Raw genomic sequence first — 19,692 nt, forward strand, 5'->3', positions numbered from 1 at the left:
CTTAACCCCCAGTTACCGGCGGGAAAAACGCAACTTCATCACCTGCTTTTACTTGTGTATCCAGAGGGACGATAGATTGGTTCACTGCAGCAAGTAGCTTTCCTGACTCGAGTGCTAAATCCCACTTGCCATCTTTCTTAGTGCCTTCTTCCACTAGATGTGCACGAATTGATTCAACCGTTTCAAACGGCCCGTCTAACTCAACACTGTCGATGCCAATCAGCTCGCGAGTTTGAGCAAAGAAAAGTACTTTAATCATGATTCCACCTTAAAGTGACCAGATTTACCACCCGTTTTCTCTAATAGACGAACTTGACCAATGACCATGTCTTTTTGTACTGCTTTACACATATCGTAAATCGTTAGAGCAGCAACGGAAGCTGCCGTGAGCGCTTCCATTTCCACACCAGTTTTACCCGCAAGTTTACATACTGATTCGATGCGAACTTTGTTCTCTGCTTCGATAGCTTCCAGTTGAACTTCAACTTTAGAGAGTAGTAGCGGATGACAAAGTGGAATCAAATCCCAGGTTTTCTTCGCAGCTTGAATACCAGCAATACGAGCCGTCGCAAATACATCACCTTTATGGTGCTGGCCAGAGACAATCAGTTGAAGTGTTTCTGGGGCCATGTGAACAAATGCTTCAGCACGAGCTTCACGAACCGTCTCCGTTTTTGCTGACACGTCAACCATGTTTGCTTCGCCAGAAGCATTGATATGTGTAAATTGGGTCATTGTTTTTCCTTCGCTTTTAGGAAAGGTTATACAGATAGGTGTGGCATGAAGTTACAAGGGCGATGACTTGCATCCAACTGCTGTTTAATAATTTTTGTCCAGCCTGTGCGGCACGCACCAGTTGAACCTGGCATTGCGAAGATCACGGTGTGGTTAGCAAAACCAGCAATCGCACGAGACTGAATCGTAGACGTACCGATCTCTTCGTACGACACCATACGGAACAACTCACCAAAACCTTCAACTTCTTTATCAAATAGAGGCTTAAGTGCTTCTGGCGTGCTATCACGTGAGGTGAAACCTGTACCGCCAGTAATCATGATCGCTTGTACGCTTTCATCAGCAATCCATTGAGAAACAATCGCGCGGATCTTGTACATGTCATCAATAACAATTTGCTTGTCTACTACGTTGTGACCCGCTTCTTGAGCATGCTCAGCTAGGTAACGACCAGAGGTATCGTTTTCTTCAGTACGAGTGTCAGATACCGTTAGAACGGCAATATTTGCAGGTTGGAATTTGCTTTCAGCGTGACCCATTTGTTCACCTATTCTCTTAATTAGCTTTGATACGCTTGGTATCGATTCGGAAAAAGTTAGAGCCAGCTTATCACTAAGCTCGCTCTAAAAGTTGAATGAAGTTAGCCGCCGATAGACGCGAGGTGTGGCGTCATACCAGTATTGCCATCATGCAAGAAATGGCTTACCGACTTGGTTTGTAACTGCGCCTGGATACGTTCAATAAGCTCACTCTCTTGCTCATCACGTTCCAAAAGATCACGCAATTCTACACCGTAGTCTCCAAACAGACATAGGTGCAGCTTACCCATCGCAGAAACGCGCAGTCGGTTGCAGCTTTCACAAAAGTCTTTTTCATAAGGCATGATAAGACCTATTTCACCCTTGTAACCAGGATGAACAAATACTTGCGCAGGACCATCATTATGCGAGCGTACTTTCAGCAACCAACCATTTGCAATTAGCTGGTTACGAATTGCCACTCCGGATACATGGTGCTTATTAAATAGCTCATCCATCTCACCCGTTTGCATCAACTCAATGAAACGCAGTTGGATTGGACGATCTTTTATCCAGTTAAGAAACGCTGGCAGCTCGTGATGGTTCAGATCTTTCATCAACACCACATTAACTTTTACTTGCTCATAACCGACCTCGAACGCACGTTCGATACCATTCATGACTTCAGTAAACTTATTTTCACCTGTGATTTGATGAAACATACGCGGGTCAAGGCTATCCACACTGACATTAATGTGGGTTAAACCCGCTTCACGCCAATCTGCGACTTGTTTTGCCATGCGATAGCCATTGGTTGTCGTTGCAACTTTTTGAATGCCAGGCGTCGCCGCTACTGAATGGATAATGTCGGTAAAATCTTTGCGTAAGCTAGGCTCACCACCAGTAATGCGCACTTTTGACGTGCCACAATCAGCGAATGCTTTTACGACCCGTTTGATTTCAGGGAGAGATAAAAAAGACGAGTTTTTATTGCCCGAAGGCTTATAGCCATCAGGAAGGCAATAGGTACATTTGAAATTACATACGTCGGTCACAGACAGACGCAAGTAATAAAACTTACGATGAAATTTGTCTTCGAATTGTTGCGCCACGGAACACCTTTCCAAACACGGGAGGCATGGCCATTTCCAATCATGCCCTTGTGACAGTATGCCACTGGCTCAAAACGCTTATCCAAGGACTTAGCAATAGTGAGCTCGGAGTTATGGCAACCAGAGATATGAAATCTCTGATAGCTTTGCGGTGTAAAATACTTAATATTTGTAATGGAATCCAGACTTGAGTGATAAAAAACTCTCTAGAGACACAATTTACCGCTAAGTGAGTACCTTTAAGACACTCCTTAAGATAAATTGTAGCCGTTTTTTATTAGATTATTAGAAGAACATAATGAATATCTACACAGATAAAAAAGTGGTCGCTGTTGGCGGTGGTCATGGCTTAGGTCGAATGCTGGCCGCATTACGAGATTTTGGCAGCAATGCAACTGGGATTGTTGCCACGACTGACAATGGTGGTTCAACAGGAAGAATTCGTCACTGCCAAGGAGGAATCGCTTGGGGAGACACACGTAACTGTATTAATCAGCTCATTACAGAGCCTTCGATCAGTTCTATGATGTTTGAATATCGCTTCAAAGGCACTGGCGAACTTGATGGTCATAATCTTGGTAATTTGATGCTTACTGCACTCGATAACTTATCGGTCAGACCTTTAGATGCCATTAATCTGATTCGCAATATGTTAAAAGTCGACGTTAACATCCTTCCTATGTCCGAACACCCTTCGGATCTTTCCGCGTTATCCGTAGATGGGAAGTGGGTTACGGGAGAAACAAATGTCGACGAAATGAAAGCAGACTTGCGACGTTTGGATCTTTCACCAGAAGTGCCTGCTACCAAAGAAGCCATCACAGCTTTGGCGGAAGCGGACGCGATTATTCTTGGCCCTGGCAGTTTTTTAACTAGTATCATGCCTCCTTTATTGCTGCCTGAACTCGGCAAAGCGATTGCAGCAAACACAAAAGCAAAAGTCATTTTTGTTGCTAACCTGAGTCCAGAATACGGCCCAGCAGGAAGAATGACGATGGCTCAAAAATTAGAATGGTGTGAACGTGCCTGCCAAGGAAGAAAAATAGACGTGGTTCTAACAGAGAAAACCGAGCAAGACGTCTTAAGTCAATGGAATGTAGTGACGGAGTCACTCGCCTCCTCTAACCGAGACTGGCGTCACGATAGAAACAAGCTCAAACTAGCGATTGAAAATCAGCTACAACTTTCTATCTAGGAGCACGTTACCTGACTAGCGCCCTCTTTTAAGTTGTTTATTGATAATGAAAACCCTTCTGTCATCGAAGGGTTTTAGTTCAGGCATCCAGTAAGAACAGATGTTTACTAAGAAAAATGGTTAATAGGAATAAATAGCTACTGTCGCCAAGAGCGATAAGCATCTCGAGTTTCGTGCAAAAGATCGAACATAACCTCTAACACCTCAGACTCCGCAGTTAACTCACCGGCTTTCGCTTTTTTGTCTATGGACATCGCCAGTTCACAAAGGCGATCTGCCCCAAAGCTCGCAGCACTACTTTTCAACGCGTGGCTGATTTCTTTTGAGTAAGCTAATCGCTCTGCCCCCTGTAGTTGGGATAAGTTCTCGATATAGGTATCCATTTCTCCTAGGAAGATATCGAACAGTACAGGTACGTTGTCACTGCCAATTTCCATCGACAGTTCATCTATTTTTTGCTGATTTAATACATTTACACTCATACTTTTTGCCGCTCTTCCTTGCCGTTCCATGCCTGTAACTTGCGGTAAATCGTCGACGGACTGACATCAAGGTATCCCGCCGCTCGAGGAATATTGCCATCACATGCTTCAATCGCTTGCTCGATTGCCATTTTTTCCGTCATCCATAATGGCATAATCTCAGATGCGGTCATCGCTTTCGGCTCAATTAATTTAGCCACAGACGACGGACGGTCAAGCGGTTGATTCAACGGTGGCGGTAACATGTCCAACGTAATCTCTTTACCGTTGTTTAGAACAACGATATTGCGTAGCACGTTTTGTAACTGACGAACGTTACCCGGCCACTCATAGCTGTTGAATCGCTCGATGACATCAGGCGCAAAACGTATGAAGCTTTTTCCTTCTTCGTGTGACATGTAACCTAACAGTGAGTATGCAATTTCAATAACATCTTCGCCTCGTTCGCGTAAAGGCGGTAAATGCAAAGGAATGACATACAAACGATAGTACAAATCTTCACGGAATCGACCTTCTTGTACCTCTTTCCAGGGATCACGGTTAGTGGCACAAACAAAGCGCACATCCACGCTCTTCATTTTTGAGGAACCCACTTTTTGGAATGTGCCCGTTTGAATAAATCGTAGCAACTTGGTTTGTAAATCCAAGTCCATCTCACAAAGCTCATCTAGAAAAAGTGTGCCGCCATCCGCTAACTCAGCAGCACCTTGACGATCATTCGCAGCGCCAGTAAAGGCCCCTTTTACGTGACCAAACAGTTCACTCTCAATCAAATCTTTTGGAATTGCAGCACAGTTAATTGCAATAAAAGGTTTGTCACCACGTTTACTTGCTGCGTGAATAGCCTCGGCACATACCTCTTTACCAGTACCACTTTCACCTGTGATAAAAATACTCGCTTTACTGCTCGCCGCTGAATCTATCGTACGGTAAACCTGCTGCATGGTTTGGCTACTGCCGATAAACCCCTGATAGCTCTGATTGCCTGGATTATCGGCTTCATTTTTTAGCTTGGTCGCTTTACGAATGGCATTGTTAACCGTGACACGTAAACGGTCTGCTTCACACGGTTTGATTAAAAAGTCTTGTGAGCCATGACGCATGGCCTCGACAGCGGTATCGATAGAACCATGCGCCGTCATAAAGATTATAGGTACGTCGGGATGACTCTTTTTAACGGCATGTAAAACGTCCATCCCCGTCATATCTGGCAGACGGAGATCGAGTAAAATAAGATCTGGAATTCGATGATTTAGGCTCTCAATGGCATCCCTACCTGTGCCGACAATATTGATATCTATGCCAAGCGGTGTCAGGTATGAGCGGTACAGAGCCGCAACAGATGCGGTGTCCTCGACCATTAAAAGGTAACGAGACTTTGGGCCTTCGGGTTTTTGTTGCATAACCTAGCTATTATTTTGTTGTGTTTTAAACAATAATCGCATTACGCTTTGCATTTTGCAAATAACATTAGCTAAATTATGGGCAAAGGAAAAAATTCAAAAATAATATCAATTATTTAAAAAGTGGCACAAACCATGCTGTAACGATAGTGACCCCTCGGGTCACCTAGCCAACTGACGTTGTTAGTGAACGATATGTTCACAAAACAAGCCAATAGACCCGACTGCCTATTGGCTTCTTTTTTTTACAAGCGACCTAAAATGCTTGGATAGTTAAATCGGTAAGTTTGTTCAACTATTTGCGATGAACTGCGCTCGTAGTTTTTCAATCTCGTCACGCTTTTGTGCCGCTAACTCAAATTCTAAATCTTGCGCATGCTGATACATCGCTGCCTCCAGTCGACTGATTTCTTTTTCTAGCTGCTGAGGGGACAGTGCCTCGTAAGTTTGCGAAGGCTCCGCCACTTTCGATAATGGTACCTGTTTAGTGTTACGCTGGCGTTTAGACTTAGTGATATCGCCAAGTTCCATGATGTCTTTGATATTTCGTTTGAGCGCTTGTGGCGAAATACCCATTTCTTCGTTGTACGCTTCCTGCTTCTCGCGACGACGGTTAGTTTCATCCATCGCCTTTTTCATTGAGTTGGTGATTCGGTCAGCGTATAAAATCGCCTTACCTTCGATGTTTCGTGCAGCACGACCAATGGTCTGAATGAGTGAGCGTTCAGACCGCAAGAAGCCCTCTTTATCCGCATCCAAAATTGCAACTAACGAGACCTCTGGCATATCCAGGCCCTCTCTCAATAAGTTTATTCCCACCAGCACGTCAAATTCCCCAAGACGAAGGTCACGGATAATTTCCACACGCTCAACAGTATCAATGTCTGAGTGTAAATAACGTACCTTAACATCATGTTCGTGAAGGTATTCGGTGAGATCTTCAGCCATTCGTTTGGTCAGTGTTGTAACCAGAACTCGTTCATCTTTAGCAGCGCGAATACGGATCTCAGACAATAGGTCGTCGACTTGGGTCGCTACTGGGCGAACTTCCAACTCAGGGTCAAGCAAGCCTGTTGGACGAACGACTTGATCCGCCACATCACCCGCCGATTTTTCTAGTTCGTAATTTCCGGGCGTAGCAGAGACGAAAATCGTTTGTGGCGCTAGTGCTTCAAACTCCTCAAACTTCAGTGGACGATTATCCAAAGCTGAAGGTAACCGGAAACCAAACTCCACCAGCGTTTCTTTACGCGAACGGTCACCTTTATACATGGCACCTATCTGCGGTACTGTCACGTGAGATTCATCGATGATCAACAAGCCATCATGAGGTAAGTAGTCAAACAGGGTTGGTGGCGGCTCACCTTCCGAGCGTCCACTGAGATAACGAGAATAGTTTTCGATACCGGAGCAAAAGCCCAACTCATTCATCATTTCGATATCGAATTGAGTGCGCTGGCTAATTCGCTGCTCTTCCAGTAGCTTGTTGTTATCTAGAAGCTGCTTTTTGCGCACTTCTAGTTCGACTTTAATATTTTCAATCGCTTCAAGAATGCGATCTCTTGGCGTGACATAGTGCGTCTTGGGATAGATGGTATAGCGCGGCAAGTCTCGTTGTTTGACCACGCCTGTCAATGGGTCGAACACACTGATGCAATCCACCTCATCGTCAAACATCTCAACGCGCACAGCGTCTTGGTCTGATTCGGCTGGGAAGATGTCAATCACTTCACCTCGAACACGGAATTGGCCACGCTCAAATGCAACGTCATTGCGCGAGTATTGGAGCTCCGCTAGGCGACGAAGCATATCACGCTGATCAATCACATCTCCACGTCGCAAATGAAGCATCATTTGTAAGTAGGATTCCGGATCACCCAAACCATAGATAGCTGAAACCGAAGCAACGATAATAGCGTCTTTCCGTTCCAATAAAGCTTTAGTGGCAGACAGTCGCATTTGCTCAATGTGGGCGTTAACCGAAGCGTCCTTTTCAATGAAAGTATCTGTTGTGGGAACGTATGCTTCAGGTTGGTAGTAATCATAGTAAGAAACAAAATACTCAACCGCATTATTAGGAAAGAATGACTTCATCTCACCATATAACTGAGCAGCAAGCGTTTTGTTTGGCGCAAGTAATATTGCAGGTCGTTGGGCTTGAGCAATCACATTCGCTAGTGTGAAGGTTTTACCTGAGCCTGTGACCCCCAACAATGTTTGATGTGCTAGCCCAGCATCGAGCCCCTCAAGCAACTGATTGATCGCTCCTGGTTGATCGCCCGACGGCTGATAATCGGAGACCAATTCATAGACTTTACTCATACCCTTCCTCAATTTTACTGCGCTTTGGCTGTATATATATACACCTTAGCTAATGAAATCTACGTCTATCGAGAATTTAACCATCATTGTTAATAAATTTTCTTGTTTGTCTAGAATGCTATAGCCATACAAAAGTGACTCTGATATAGTACTTCGCCCTAGTTGAAGAGCTACACACATTCTTCACATTATAGTTTCCACAACTTTTCCCCAAAAATTAGCTTAAAACTTTCTTATCCCCAAAAGATTGATTTTTATCCACTTTGAATACCTTTTGATTAACATCGATAAATCTCTGTTTTATTTGCTTATTTTACGCATAACTCTGACTAAAGATTCATTAAATAAAAACTTAGTTGCATATCAATTTTCTTTACCCAGATCTCATCAACATACTTATCCACAAATTTAGTGGATAACTAACCTCGAGCCTTTACTGGCAAGCCATACAGAAAAGTAAAGCCCTTAACTCAATATTTTTTTCTAAAAATGTATTTTTTTACTGTTGACAGTAGTTTGAGTGCTCGGTAAGATTCGTCCCGCTTTCAAGCAAAGCAATTCCTCCTTAGCTCAGTTGGTAGAGCGACGGACTGTTAATCCGCAGGTCGCTGGTTCGAGCCCAGCAGGAGGAGCCAGATTATAGAAAAGCCGTGTCGCAAGACACGGCTTTTTTTGTATCTTAATCGCCATGAAATCTAAGCCAATCTAGGCGTCATAAAATCACACCGAAATAAGTTCAAATTACAGAACTCATAACATTGTCATAGATAGTGTTCTCACAGTACCACACATTTAATTCTGTCTCTTTTCTAGCAAAAAACAATCATAACCAATTGAATCTATTATTAATGCAATTTAATCATTGAAAAAATGAAAAGCATTCATTTTACTCATACCAAATAAATCCATACGATTAAAAGGGTTAAGAATGGTTCCGTCCTACTCGTCGCCTCCATTCTAATTATCAATAACTCAGGGATTTACTTATGACTATTCCGACAACTGACATGCTAGATGCATGGGCTGGATTTACTGCTGGTGAATGGCAAAACTCTGTCAACACTCGTGACTTCATCCAAAAAAACTATACACCCTATGAGGGAGACGAGACTTTCTTAGCTGAAGTTAGCGAATCCACTTCAGCATTATGGAACCAAGTGCTTGAAGGCATAAAACAAGAAAGCCGCACACACGCCCCTATTGATTTTGACACAGACTTGCCCTCAACAATCACTTCCCACGATGCAGGCTACATCAACAAAGATCTGGAAAAGATCGTTGGCTTACAAACTGATCAACCGCTAAAACGTGCAATCATCGCCAATGGCGGGATTCGCATGGTAAAAAACTCGTGCGAAGTTTATGGCCGCGAGCTAGATCCAACGGTTGAAAAAATCTTCACTGAATACCGTAAAACTCACAACAAAGCGTGTTTCGACCTTTACACCCAAGAAATTCTGGCGTGTCGTAAATCAGGCATCATCACGGGCCTTCCTGATGCCTATGGCCGTGGTCGTATCATTGGTGACTATCGTCGTCTCGCCCTATACGGTATCGACTTCTTAAAAGCAGACAAAAAAGAGCAATACAACTCAACACAAACGTTCTTAGAACAAGGCAACGATCTTGAGAAAACACTTCGTCTGCGCGAAGAAATAGCCGATCAAGTTCAAGCGCTTGAAGACATTCGTCAAATGGGTCTGAAATACGGCATTGATATGTCGCTACCTGCAAAAACTGCACAAGAAGCGATCCAATTTACCTACTTTGGCTACCTAGCGGCGGTTAAATCGCAAAACGGCGCAGCAATGTCACTGGGCCGTACTTCGACTTTCCTAGACGTCTATCTAGAACGCGATATAGCAAACGGTTTGATTGATGAATCACAAGCGCAAGAAATGATTGACCACTTCATCATGAAGCTACGCATGGTTCGCTTCCTACGCACACCAGAATACGATTCATTGTTCTCTGGCGACCCAATCTGGGCAACCGAAGCCATGGCTGGTATGGGCGTTGATGGCCGTACGCTAGTATCTAAAACGACATTCCGGTACTTACATACTCTACATACTATGGGCCCTGCTCCTGAGCCAAACATGACGATTCTTTGGTCAGAGCAATTACCTGAAGCGTTCAAACAATATGCTGCAAAAGTGTCGATTGATACCTCTTCGGTTCAATACGAAAACGACGATCTAATGCGTCCTGATTTCGACAATGACGACTACGCGATTGCCTGTTGTGTGAGCCCGCAGGTTGTTGGTCAGCACATGCAATTCTTTGGTGCACGTGCCAACCTTGCAAAAGCACTGCTTTACACCATCAATGGTGGTATCGATGAAAAATCGAAAGCGCAAGTGGGTCCGGTAGTGGACAAAGTTCAAGATGAAATTCTCGACTTTGACGCTTTGATGCCTCGTTTCGACAATATGTTGGAGTGGCTAGCAACGCAATACGTCACAGCGTTGAACATCATCCATTACTCACATGACCGTTACAGCTACGAAGCATCACTGATGGCACTGATGGATCGCGACGTGCACCGCACGATGGCGTGTGGTATTGCAGGTCTGTCTGTTGTCGCTGACTCTTTGGCGGCAATTAAATACGCGACCGTGAAACCTGTTCGTGATGAAGATGGCATCGCCGTTGATTTTGAAATCGAAGGTGATTATCCAAAATTTGGTAACAACGATGCCCGTGTTGATGACATCGCTTGTGATCTAGTTGAGCGCTTCATGAAGAAAATTCAGAAGATGCACACCTACCGCGAAGCAGTGCCAACTCAATCGATTTTAACAATCACATCTAACGTGGTTTACGGTAAAAAAACGGGTAATACACCTGATGGCCGTCTCGCAGGTATGCCTTTTGGACCGGGTGCAAACCCAATGCACGGTCGTGATGAAAAAGGGGCGGTTGCGTCTCTGGCATCGGTTTCTAAATTACCGTTTGCTTACGCTAAAGATGGTATTTCTTACACTTTCTCAATTGTGCCGAGCGCATTGGGTAAAGATGACTTGAGTCAGAAGAAGAACCTAGCTGCGCTAATGGATGGTTACTTCCATCACGAAGCAAGCAACGAGGGCATTGCGATTGAAGGTGGTCAACACCTTAACGTCAACGTTCTAGACCGAGAGATGTTATTGGATGCGGTTGAACATCCAGAGAAATACCCTCAGTTGACGATTCGAGTGTCTGGTTATGCGGTACGTTTTAACTCTCTAACGACAGAGCAACAGCAAGACGTCATCACTCGTACCTTCACGAATAAGATATAAACACAGTCCATCAAGCACTCAGAAAGTTTAAATAATTAGCTTGTAAATATGCATTGCCCGCCTCTCTTTTCTACCTGGGAGAGGCGGGCTTTTTTTAAAATCACACATTAGATGAAAATTAATAGGTAGTATCCTCTCGCTAACAATACATTCAGCAAACGATTCAATTTCTTATTGATTCATCAAAATAGATCAAATAGACGACTATTTTTCCATCGTGTATGTAAAACCACATCGTTCACTGGTTGTTATTGGTGTCACAAAACACGATAATATCAAGATCGGATTTTAAGAACGTAATAACTATGACCGAATATGTTTTGTTGTTGGTCGGCACTGTGCTGGTGAACAACTTTGTACTGGTGAAGTTTTTGGGCCTATGTCCTTTCATGGGCGTGTCCAAAAAACTGGAAACAGCAATAGGTATGGGCTTAGCGACAACTTTTGTGCTAACGCTCGCGTCAGTGTGTGCGTATTTAGTGGAAAGCTACATCCTTCGTCCACTGGGTATTGAGTACCTTCGAACCATGAGTTTTATTTTGGTGATAGCCGTTGTGGTGCAGTTCACCGAAATGGTTGTGCACAAAACCAGCCCGACGCTTTATCGCTTGCTTGGCATTTTCTTACCGCTGATCACAACAAACTGCGCAGTATTGGGCGTGGCACTTCTTAACATTAATGAAAACCATAACTTTATTGAATCGATCATCTACGGCTTCGGCGCCGCTGTTGGTTTCTCATTGGTGTTGATACTTTTTGCATCCATGCGAGAACGCATAGCCGCCGCCGACGTTCCTGTACCTTTTAAAGGTGCATCAATAGCAATGATTACAGCAGGTTTAATGTCACTCGCCTTTATGGGCTTTACAGGTTTGGTGAAGTAAGCGATGAGTACGATTTTAATTGCGATTATCGCGTTAGCGGTTCTGGCTGCGATTTTCGGCGCGATACTTGGTTTTGCTTCTATTCGCTTTAAAGTTGAAGCGGACCCTATTGTGGATCAAATCGACGCCATTTTACCGCAAACTCAATGCGGTCAATGTGGCTACCCTGGTTGCCGCCCTTATGCTGAAGCAATTGCAAATGGCGACCACATAAACAAATGTCCCCCTGGTGGTCAGGCAACAATCGAAAAGCTCGCCGACTTAATGGGTGTTGAGCCAGAAGAATCTGCGCACGATCTCGACAGCAAAATTCCAACCGTTGCGTTTATTCATGAAGACATGTGTATTGGCTGCACTAAGTGTATTCAGGCGTGTCCGGTGGATGCAATTGTAGGCGGAACAAAGGCGGTCCATACCGTAATCAAAGACGAATGTACGGGCTGTGACTTGTGTGTTGCCCCATGTCCGACTGATTGTATTGAAATGATTCCTGTGGCAACGACCACAGAAAGCTGGAAGTGGCAACTTCACGCCATTCCGGTACTTAACATTACGGATGCTGCCGACAATGCAGCGAACGTGAAAGATTCAATTAAGTAAGGTTTCACATGTTGTCTTTGATTGAACAAATTCGTACAGGCGCGCTTTGGGATTTCCCAGGTGGTGTGCATCCGGCAGAAAATAAAAAGCAGTCCAACAAAACTGAACTCGCTCATGCGGCTATCCCGTCAGAAATTGTATTGCCGCTAAAACAGCACATTGGTAAAGCGGGTAACCTACTGGTTGCCGAAGGTGACTACGTATTAAAAGGTCAGCCATTAACGCAATCGGAGACCGGCTTTACGGTTCCAGTGCATGCTCCAACATCAGGTACGCTCACCGCGATTGAGCCACGAACTGTCGCGCACCCTTCTGGGTTAAGTGAGTTGTGCGCAGTCATCACGCCTGATGGGAAAGATGCATGGTGTGAAAGAAACCCCGTCGCAGATTACCAACAAGAAACCCCTGACGCACTGATTGATATTATTCGTCTCGCTGGTATTTCTGGTATGGGTGGCGCAGGCTTCCCTACTGCAAAAAAAATCCAATCAGGTTTTGCTCGTACCGAGATTCTTATCGTTAATGCAGCAGAGTGCGAGCCATACATCACGTCTGATGACAAGCTCATGCAAGAACATGCCGAAGAGCTTATTCAAGGTATCGAAATTGTCGAACATATCCTGACACCAAAGCTCACGATTATTGGCATTGAAGACAACAAACCAGAAGCAATCAAAGCGCTAGAAGCTGCGGCTATAAACAAAGATATCGTTATTCGCGTTATCCCAACTAAATACCCTTCTGGCGGTGAAAAACAGCTGATCAAAATTTTAACCAATAAAGAAGTACCAAGTGGCGCGATTCCAGCCGATATTGGTATTTTGGTTCAGAATGTTGGTTCTCTTTACGCTATAAAACGCGCAGTCATCGACGGTGAGCCGATGATAAAGCGCATCGTGACTCTCACTGGTAAAACCTTCAAACAACCACGCAACGTTTGGGCATTGTTAGGGACACCAGTACAAGCACTGTTGGATGAGTTTGGCTATAAAGCAGATAAGAAGTTACAGCGTTTAATTATGGGTGGGCCAATGATGGGCTTTACCCTTCCTCACTCCCAAGTGCCGATTACCAAGACAGCAAACTGTATCCTTGCTCCGACTCGTCGTGAGATCTCTCCGCACCAGTATGAGATGGAATGTATTCGCTGTAGCCAATGTGCCGAAGCGTGCCCTGCTTCGCTGCTGCCTCAACAACTGCAATGGCATGCGAAAGCTGAAGAATATGACAAACTCGATGAATTAAACTTAAAGGATTGTATCGAGTGCGGCGCTTGTGCGTTTGTATGTCCAAGTGAAATTCCGCTCGTACAGTACTACCGCCAAGCGAAAGCAGAAATTCGAACTAGAACACAAGAAGCGGAAGCTGCAGAGCGAGCAAAACTGCGTTTTGAAGAGAAAAAAGCGCGTATGGAACGCGAAAAAGCAGAACGTGAAAATCGCTTCAAGAAAGCTGCCGATCAGCGCCGTAAAGAGATGAAGTCTTCTGGCGGCGATGATGCGATAGCAGCAGCAATCGCACGAGTGAAAGCTCAAAAGACAGAAACCACAGAAAAAACAGAGCCAGCAGTAAAACCAGCCGTAGCGGCAGCCATTGCCAAAGCGAAGGCGAAACAAGCGGCAGCAGCTAAAGCAGGCTCTAGTGAACCTGATAACTCAGAAATGGCAAAACTGCGCGAAGAGCGCAAACGTCTTGCTCGCGAACGGAAAGCGCAAAAAGAACAAGGCGAAACGCCAGACAATAACGCTGATGATAAAAAGTCGGCAGTTGCGGCCGCCATCGCCCGAGCTAAAGCGAAAAAAGCACAACAAGAAGATTCAACTGAATCTGTAGAATCGGAAACGTCTGCACAGCAAGACAGCGATCCGAAGAAAGCCGCGGTTGCTGCTGCCATTGCACGTGCCAAAGCACGTAAAGCGAAGCAAGCAGACTCAACTGAAGCGGAAGAAGCTGACGCACCTGCTGAGCAAACCGACGATCCGAAAAAAGCCGCAGTTGCCGCTGCAATTGCTCGAGCCAAAGCGCGCAAAGCGAAGCAAGCAGACTCAATTGAAGCGGAAGAAGCTGACGCACCTGCCGAGCAAACCGAAGATCCGAAAAAAGCCGCCGTGGCTGCTGCGATTGCACGTGCCAAAGCACGTAAAGCGAAGCAAGCAGACTCAACTGAAGCGGAAGAAGCTGAAGCACCTACTGAGCAAACCGACGATCCGAAAAAAGCCGCCGTGGCTGCCGCGATTGCACGTGCCAAAGCACGTAAAGCGAAACAAGCAGACTCAACTGAAGCGGAAGAAGCTGAAGCACCTGCTGAGCAAACCGACGATCCGAAGAAAGCCGCGGTGGCTGCTGCCATTGCTCGTGCCAAAGCGCGTAAAGCGAAACAAGCAGACTCAACTGAAGCGGAAGAAGCTGACGCACCTGCCGAGCAAACCGAAGATCCGAAAAAAGCCGCCGTGGCTGCTGCGATTGCACGTGCCAAAGCACGTAAAGCGAAGCAAGCAGACTCAACTGAAGCGGAAGAAGCTGAAGCACCTACTGAGCAAACCGACGATCCGAAAAAAGCCGCCGTGGCTGCCGCGATTGCACGTGCCAAAGCACGTAAAGCGAAACAAGCAGACTCAACTGAAGCGGAAGAAGCTGAAGCACCTGCTGAGCAAACCGACGATCCGAAGAAAGCCGCGGTGGCTGCTGCCATTGCTCGTGCCAAAGCGCGTAAAGCGAAACAAGCAGACTCAACTGAAGCGGAAGAAGCTGACGCACCTGCCGAGCAAACCGAAGATCCGAAAAAAGCCGCCGTGGCTGCTGCCATCGCTCGAGCCAAAGCGCGCAAAGCGAAGCAAGAAACGCAAACAGAGCCTGTTGAAGAAGCAACCTCCGAAGAACCAGAAGTGGATCCGAAGAAAGCCGCGGTTGCCGCAGCAATTGCGCGCGCGAAGGCACGCAAAGCGCAACAAGAAGCTAATAAAAATAATACTGAGGAGAACGAGTAGTGTCGTTTTTTATTGCCAGTTCACCGCATACCCACAGTCGTCGTAGTACGCCAGACTTAATGAAATGGGTGGCACTTTGCGCACTTCCAGGTTTAGTAGCTCAAACCTACTTCTTTGGCTGGGGTACGCTTATTCAGCTGATTTTTGCCATTGCAGTCGCTGTATCCCTTGAAGCCTTAGTCATGATCTGTCGTAAACGCTCACCAATGAGAGCGCTACGTGATAACAGTGCAATAGTTACCGCTTGGTTATTAGCCGTTGCTATACCACCATGGTCTCCGTGGTGGATTATGGTGATCGGGCTTATTTTTGCGATAGTAATCGCTAAACACCTCTATGGTGGCCTTGGACAAAACTTATTCAACCCTGCAATGGTCGCTTATGTGGTCTTGTTGATCTCTTTCCCAGTACAAATGACGAGTTGGAGTGCACCGACATCACTCATACCTGATCATGTAAATTTTGCAGATACACTCTCTTTAATTTTTACGGGCTATGATTACGACGGCTTATCACTTCAGCAAGTTCGCTCAGGTGTTGACGGCGTGACAATGGCGACACCACTTGATGCATTTAAGACTGGCATTCTTACAGGTGCCACTCCAAGCGAAGTAATGTCGCAGCCAATATTTGATGGCTTAGGTGGTATTGGTTGGCAATGGGTAAACCTTGCTTACCTTCTTGGCGGCATAGTCATGATCAAAAAGCGTATCATCCAATGGTATATTCCAGCAGGTTTCCTTGCGAGTCTGACTCTGTTTAGCCTAGTGTTCACGTTGCTGACGCCAGGGGAAACTGCGTCGCCAGTTTTACACTTGTTATCTGGTGCAACCATGCTTGGCGCATTCTTTATTGCAACCGATCCCGTTTCGGCGTCTACCACCGTCAAAGGACGTTTAATCTTCGGTGCGCTTATTGGTGCTTTGGTTTTTATCATTCGCAGTTGGGGCGGTTTCCCAGATGGTGTTGCATTTGCAGTGTTGCTTGCAAATATGTGTGTGCCACTGATCGATTACTACACCAAACCTAGAACTTACGGTCACTGAGGTAAACATGTTAACCGCTATTAGAAAAAATGGTCTGACACTCGCGATGTTTGCATGTGCAACAACCGGATTAGTCGCCCTTACTCAGTACCTAACAAAAGACCAAATCAAGGTACAAGAGCAAAAACAATTACTTTCTGTTTTGAATCAAGTCATTCCAGAAAACATGCATGACAACGCACTCACGCAAGCTTGTACAATGGTCACGTCTCCAGATCTGGGGACATTACGTGCGATGCCAGCCTACCTCGCCACGAAGAATGGTGAACCAACAGCAATCGCAATAGAATCTATCGCGCCAGATGGCTACAATGGTGAGATAAAAGTGATTACTGGGATTGATAATCAGGGCAATATTTTGGGGACACGCGTCCTAAACCACCAAGAAACCCCTGGTCTGGGCGATAAAATCGATCTTCGTGTCACCGACTGGATCCTGAGCTTTACGGGCAAACAAGTCACGGAAAGTAACTGGAACTCATGGAAAGTTCGTAAAGATGGTGGTGATTTCGATCAATTTACTGGTGCAACGATCACGCCTAGAGCCGTCGTAAAAGTGGTGCGAAATACCGTTAACTACGTAAACCAATCTCGTGAAGACATTCTTAGCCAGCCTTTGGGCTGTGAAGGAGAGCAGTAATGAGTGAAAATAAATTGCTGATGAAAAACGGTATGTGGAGCAATAACCCTGCTCTCGTACAGCTGCTGGGTCTGTGTCCACTACTAGCGGTTTCTTCCACGATAACTAATGCCTTAGGTCTTGGTATTGCAACCTTATTAGTGCTGGTCGGCTCCAACGTCACGGTTTCTCTTATTCGTAATTACGTACCAAAAGAGATCCGCATTCCTGTGTTCGTGATGATCATTGCCTCTCTCGTTACCTGTGTTCAGTTATTGATGAATGCCTATGCGTATGGTTTATACCTATCTCTTGGTATCTTTATTCCTCTGATTGTAACCAACTGCATCATTATTGGTCGAGCTGAAGCATATGCTTCAAAAAATGATGTTGCGCCTGCAGCATTAGACGGTTTATGGATGGGGCTTGGTATGACAAGCGTTTTGGTCGTGCTAGGTGCCATGCGTGAGTTAATTGGTAATGGCACACTATTCGACGGGGCAGATCTGCTATTAGGAGACTGGGCATCCGCTCTCCGCATTCAAGTTTTCCAATTTGACAACAGCTTTCTGCTAGCGCTTCTTCCACCCGGTGCATTTATCGGTGTTGGTCTGTTGATAGCGCTTAAAAATGTCATCGATAATTCAGTCCAGGCACGTCAACCTAAAGAAGAAAAACCAACCATAGAACGTGCTCGCGTCACCAACGCATAACAAGATAAGGCTCTGTCATAGGAGCCTTTTTCATAAACCGCAGAGACGGTATTGGAAGTCAGCAATGAACAAAATAAAAAGAATCGAAATTCTTGAGCGATTACGAGAAAACAATCCGAATCCTCAAACTGAGCTTAACTGGAGCTCCCCTTTTGAACTGCTAATCGCGGTATTACTATCAGCGCAAGCAACCGATGTAAGTGTCAATAAAGCCACCGACAAGCTTTTCCCTGTCGCTAATACACCACAAAGTATTCTCGATTTGGGAGTCGATGGCTTAAAAGAATACATAAAGACCATCGGTTTGTTTAACTCAAAGGCAGAAAACACAATCAAGACTTGTAAGATCTTGTTGGAAAAACACAATGGTGAAGTTCCTGAAGATCGTGCCGCGTTAGAAGCGCTACCAGGCGTAGGTCGCAAGACCGCAAACGTCGTGCTCAACACCGCTTTTGGTTGGCCAACTATTGCCGTCGATACGCACATTTATCGCGTGTCGAATCGCACTAAATTTGCGATGGGAAAAACGGTTGATGATGTCGAGCAGAAGCTATTAAAAGTTGTGCCAAAAGAGTTCAAACTCGATGTGCACCACTGGCTCATTCTTCATGGTCGTTATACGTGCGTAGCAAGAAAGCCTCGCTGCGGTAGCTGTATTATCGAAGATTTGTGCGAATATAAAGAGAAAGTATACCCAGATAGCTAATGCTATTTGTAAATCAAAGCTAGGAGCAAAAAATGTCAAACGGTCGAATTCTCCACACTATGCTTCGCGTAGGTGATCTAGACAAATCCATCAAGTTTTACACTGAAGTTATGGGCATGCAGCTGCTTCGTACTAACGAAAATAAAGAGTACGAATACACGCTAGCGTTTCTTGGTTATGGTGACGAATCCCAAGGTGCAGTGATCGAACTGACTTACAACTGGGGTAAAACTGAGTATGACTTAGGTACCGCTTTTGGTCATATCGCCATTGGTGTTGACGATATCTACACAACTTGCGACGCTATCAAAGCGGCGGGCGGTAATGTGACGCGTGAGCCAGGTCCAGTAAAAGGCGGAAGCACGCACATTGCATTCGTAAAAGACCCAGATGGTTATATGATTGAGCTTATTCAAAACAAGCAAGCTTCAGCAGGTCTTGAAGGCTAAGCGGCACTTCTAATAATCACTTGTACTGCAAGTTGAACTCCGATTACAGGCAGGTCTGCGATCTGCCTGTCCTTTTATAAACAAAACTCTTTACTTGATAATAATTATCGTTTAGATTTATCCGCAACTTCGATATGCGGGATTACGATAATGATCAGTGAATGGGAAAAACACACACTTCTAGCCGATACGGCACTTCAACTAGATGACCCTGTTCGCAGCATTCTTCATTACCAGCAAGCCCTAAGCCTGAGTGAAGATATCAGCGAATGTGTGGAAATTGAGGCGGACGAGCGATTATTAATTTCTGTGATTTCTTGTCATAACTTAGCTCAGTTCTGGCGTTGGGCTGGAGATACTGACTATGAACTCAAATACCTTCAACTGGCCTCTGAAAAGGTCTTAACACTTATCCCACAATGCCCAAATAAAGAGTGTGCAAGCTTTATCGACTCGATAGGATGCTGTACTAAGGCGTTGATAGACTTTATGAAGCGTCACCCTAATCCGGCTATTGCCAAACAGGTTGAAAAAATCGATACCGCCACCAATTGCGAAGTCATTGCCAAATTCCGCTTAAACTAACATTCAAATTATACAGCAGGAATCACCGAAACGTGCTTGGCAAAATACCACT

18 protein-coding genes, 1 tRNA gene and 1 riboswitch are annotated in these 19,692 nt (G+C 45.2%); of the genes, 12 read left to right on the plus strand and 7 right to left on the minus strand.

Going from position 1 to position 19,692, the window contains the following annotated elements; genetic code table 11:
- Position 1: 1 nt before the first annotated feature.
- The 4 genes from moaD to moaA all read right to left on the minus strand — a co-directional run bounded on the left by moaD (position 2) and on the right by moaA (position 2,365).
- Positions 2-259 (minus strand): molybdopterin synthase sulfur carrier subunit, encoded by a 258-nt coding sequence (moaD, locus tag H9L11_RS01680; protein WP_042523112.1) that lies wholly within the window; start codon positions 257-259, stop codon positions 2-4.
- Entirely contained in the window at positions 256-735 is a 480-nt protein-coding gene (moaC, locus tag H9L11_RS01685; protein ID WP_005380779.1) for a cyclic pyranopterin monophosphate synthase MoaC, read from the minus strand. The genes moaD and moaC overlap by 4 nt, the downstream gene beginning before the upstream one ends.
- Before the next feature lie 26 nt (positions 736-761).
- Entirely contained in the window at positions 762-1,274 is a 513-nt protein-coding gene (gene moaB, locus H9L11_RS01690; RefSeq protein WP_005388935.1) for a molybdenum cofactor biosynthesis protein B, read from the minus strand.
- 101 nt (positions 1,275-1,375) lie between these two features.
- Positions 1,376-2,365: a GTP 3',8-cyclase MoaA gene (moaA, locus tag H9L11_RS01695; RefSeq protein ID WP_205390963.1), complete on the minus strand. Its 990-nt coding sequence runs from the start codon at positions 2,363-2,365 to the stop codon at positions 1,376-1,378.
- A riboswitch (molybdenum cofactor riboswitch) is annotated at positions 2,354-2,488 on the minus strand. (Overlaps the previous gene by 12 nt.)
- 175 nt (positions 2,489-2,663) lie before the next feature.
- On the opposite strand from moaA, the gene H9L11_RS01700 reads away from it, so the two are divergent.
- Positions 2,664-3,560, plus strand: coding sequence for a YvcK family protein (locus H9L11_RS01700; protein WP_017821373.1), 897 nt, complete (start codon positions 2,664-2,666; stop codon positions 3,558-3,560).
- 137 nt (positions 3,561-3,697) lie between these two features.
- Here the strand turns inward: H9L11_RS01700 and luxU are convergent, their stop codons facing one another.
- The 3 genes from luxU to uvrB all read right to left on the minus strand — a co-directional run bounded on the left by luxU (position 3,698) and on the right by uvrB (position 7,767).
- Positions 3,698-4,042: a quorum-sensing phosphorelay protein LuxU gene (luxU, locus tag H9L11_RS01705; protein WP_005380770.1), complete on the minus strand. Its 345-nt coding sequence runs from the start codon at positions 4,040-4,042 to the stop codon at positions 3,698-3,700.
- Positions 4,039-5,445, minus strand: coding sequence for a quorum-sensing sigma-54 dependent transcriptional regulator LuxO (gene luxO / locus H9L11_RS01710; RefSeq protein ID WP_005380768.1), 1,407 nt, complete (start codon positions 5,443-5,445; stop codon positions 4,039-4,041). The genes luxU and luxO overlap by 4 nt, the downstream gene beginning before the upstream one ends.
- A 291-nt stretch (positions 5,446-5,736) precedes the next feature.
- The gene (uvrB, locus tag H9L11_RS01715; protein ID WP_017636056.1) at positions 5,737-7,767 is read right to left on the minus strand and encodes an excinuclease ABC subunit UvrB; all 2,031 of its coding nucleotides are present in this window, start codon (positions 7,765-7,767) and stop codon (positions 5,737-5,739) included.
- Between the two features lie 559 nt (positions 7,768-8,326).
- On the opposite strand from uvrB, the gene H9L11_RS01720 reads away from it, so the two are divergent.
- The 11 genes from H9L11_RS01720 (at position 8,327) to H9L11_RS01770 (ending at position 19,640) form a co-directional block, all read left to right on the plus strand.
- Positions 8,327-8,402 (plus strand) — tRNA-Asn (locus H9L11_RS01720).
- Positions 8,403-8,753: 351 nt separating this feature from the next.
- Positions 8,754-11,051, plus strand: a complete 2,298-nt coding sequence (gene pflB / locus H9L11_RS01725) for a formate C-acetyltransferase (protein WP_205390964.1) — start codon at positions 8,754-8,756, stop codon at positions 11,049-11,051.
- A gap of 305 nt (positions 11,052-11,356) precedes the next feature.
- Entirely contained in the window at positions 11,357-11,935 is a 579-nt protein-coding gene (gene rsxA / locus H9L11_RS01730; RefSeq protein ID WP_005380762.1) for an electron transport complex subunit RsxA, read from the plus strand.
- A 3-nt stretch (positions 11,936-11,938) separates the two neighbouring features.
- Complete coding sequence (rsxB, locus tag H9L11_RS01735) at positions 11,939-12,535, plus strand: electron transport complex subunit RsxB (RefSeq protein ID WP_085569756.1); 597 nt, start codon at positions 11,939-11,941, stop codon at positions 12,533-12,535.
- Positions 12,536-12,543: 8 nt separating this feature from the next.
- Positions 12,544-15,522 (plus strand): electron transport complex subunit RsxC, encoded by a 2,979-nt coding sequence (gene rsxC / locus H9L11_RS01740; protein WP_205390965.1) that lies wholly within the window; start codon positions 12,544-12,546, stop codon positions 15,520-15,522.
- Positions 15,522-16,568 carry an electron transport complex subunit RsxD gene (gene rsxD / locus H9L11_RS01745; RefSeq protein ID WP_005390256.1) on the plus strand — a complete coding sequence of 349 codons (1,047 nt, stop codon included), beginning with the start codon at positions 15,522-15,524 and terminating at the stop codon, positions 16,566-16,568. The genes rsxC and rsxD overlap by 1 nt, the downstream gene beginning before the upstream one ends.
- A 7-nt stretch (positions 16,569-16,575) precedes the next feature.
- Positions 16,576-17,208, plus strand: coding sequence for an electron transport complex subunit RsxG (gene rsxG / locus H9L11_RS01750; protein ID WP_205390966.1), 633 nt, complete (start codon positions 16,576-16,578; stop codon positions 17,206-17,208).
- A complete protein-coding gene (locus H9L11_RS01755; RefSeq protein ID WP_005396543.1) occupies positions 17,208-17,900 on the plus strand; it encodes an electron transport complex subunit E in 693 nt (230 codons plus the stop codon). Before rsxG ends, H9L11_RS01755 begins: the two co-directional genes overlap by 1 nt.
- Positions 17,901-17,964: 64 nt before the next feature.
- Entirely contained in the window at positions 17,965-18,606 is a 642-nt protein-coding gene (nth, locus tag H9L11_RS01760; RefSeq protein ID WP_005380743.1) for an endonuclease III, read from the plus strand.
- Between the two features lie 32 nt (positions 18,607-18,638).
- On the plus strand, positions 18,639-19,055 hold the full coding sequence (gene gloA / locus H9L11_RS01765) for a lactoylglutathione lyase (protein WP_005380739.1): 417 nt from the start codon (positions 18,639-18,641) through the stop codon (positions 19,053-19,055).
- Positions 19,056-19,205: 150 nt separating this feature from the next.
- Positions 19,206-19,640, plus strand: coding sequence for a DUF2753 domain-containing protein (locus H9L11_RS01770; protein ID WP_005384886.1), 435 nt, complete (start codon positions 19,206-19,208; stop codon positions 19,638-19,640).
- The last annotated feature ends 52 nt before the right edge of the window (positions 19,641-19,692 follow it).

Origin of the sequence: Vibrio sp. sp1 (assembly GCF_016920955.1) — a bacterium.
GTDB lineage: Bacteria > Pseudomonadota > Gammaproteobacteria > Enterobacterales > Vibrionaceae > Vibrio > Vibrio alginolyticus.

Bases quoted from the DNA above. Each gene is read 5' to 3' on its own strand.
- moaD (WP_042523112.1), bottom strand. From the start codon at position 259: ATGATTAAAGTACTTTTCTTTGCTCAAACTCGCGAGCTGATTGGCATC.
- moaC (WP_005380779.1), bottom strand. From the start codon at position 735: ATGACCCAATTTACACATATCAATGCTTCTGGCGAAGCAAACATGGTT.
- moaB (WP_005388935.1), bottom strand. From the start codon at position 1,274: ATGGGTCACGCTGAAAGCAAATTCCAACCTGCAAATATTGCCGTTCTA.
- H9L11_RS01700 (WP_017821373.1), top strand. From the start codon at position 2,664: ATGAATATCTACACAGATAAAAAAGTGGTCGCTGTTGGCGGTGGTCAT.
- luxU (WP_005380770.1), bottom strand. From the start codon at position 4,042: ATGAGTGTAAATGTATTAAATCAGCAAAAAATAGATGAACTGTCGATG.
- luxO (WP_005380768.1), bottom strand. From the start codon at position 5,445: ATGCAACAAAAACCCGAAGGCCCAAAGTCTCGTTACCTTTTAATGGTC.
- uvrB (WP_017636056.1), bottom strand. From the start codon at position 7,767: ATGAGTAAAGTCTATGAATTGGTCTCCGATTATCAGCCGTCGGGCGAT.
- pflB (WP_205390964.1), top strand. From the start codon at position 8,754: ATGACTATTCCGACAACTGACATGCTAGATGCATGGGCTGGATTTACT.
- rsxA (WP_005380762.1), top strand. From the start codon at position 11,357: ATGACCGAATATGTTTTGTTGTTGGTCGGCACTGTGCTGGTGAACAAC.
- rsxB (WP_085569756.1), top strand. From the start codon at position 11,939: ATGAGTACGATTTTAATTGCGATTATCGCGTTAGCGGTTCTGGCTGCG.
- rsxC (WP_205390965.1), top strand. From the start codon at position 12,544: ATGTTGTCTTTGATTGAACAAATTCGTACAGGCGCGCTTTGGGATTTC.
- rsxG (WP_205390966.1), top strand. From the start codon at position 16,576: ATGTTAACCGCTATTAGAAAAAATGGTCTGACACTCGCGATGTTTGCA.
- H9L11_RS01755 (WP_005396543.1), top strand. From the start codon at position 17,208: ATGAGTGAAAATAAATTGCTGATGAAAAACGGTATGTGGAGCAATAAC.
- nth (WP_005380743.1), top strand. From the start codon at position 17,965: ATGAACAAAATAAAAAGAATCGAAATTCTTGAGCGATTACGAGAAAAC.
- gloA (WP_005380739.1), top strand. From the start codon at position 18,639: ATGTCAAACGGTCGAATTCTCCACACTATGCTTCGCGTAGGTGATCTA.
- H9L11_RS01770 (WP_005384886.1), top strand. From the start codon at position 19,206: ATGATCAGTGAATGGGAAAAACACACACTTCTAGCCGATACGGCACTT.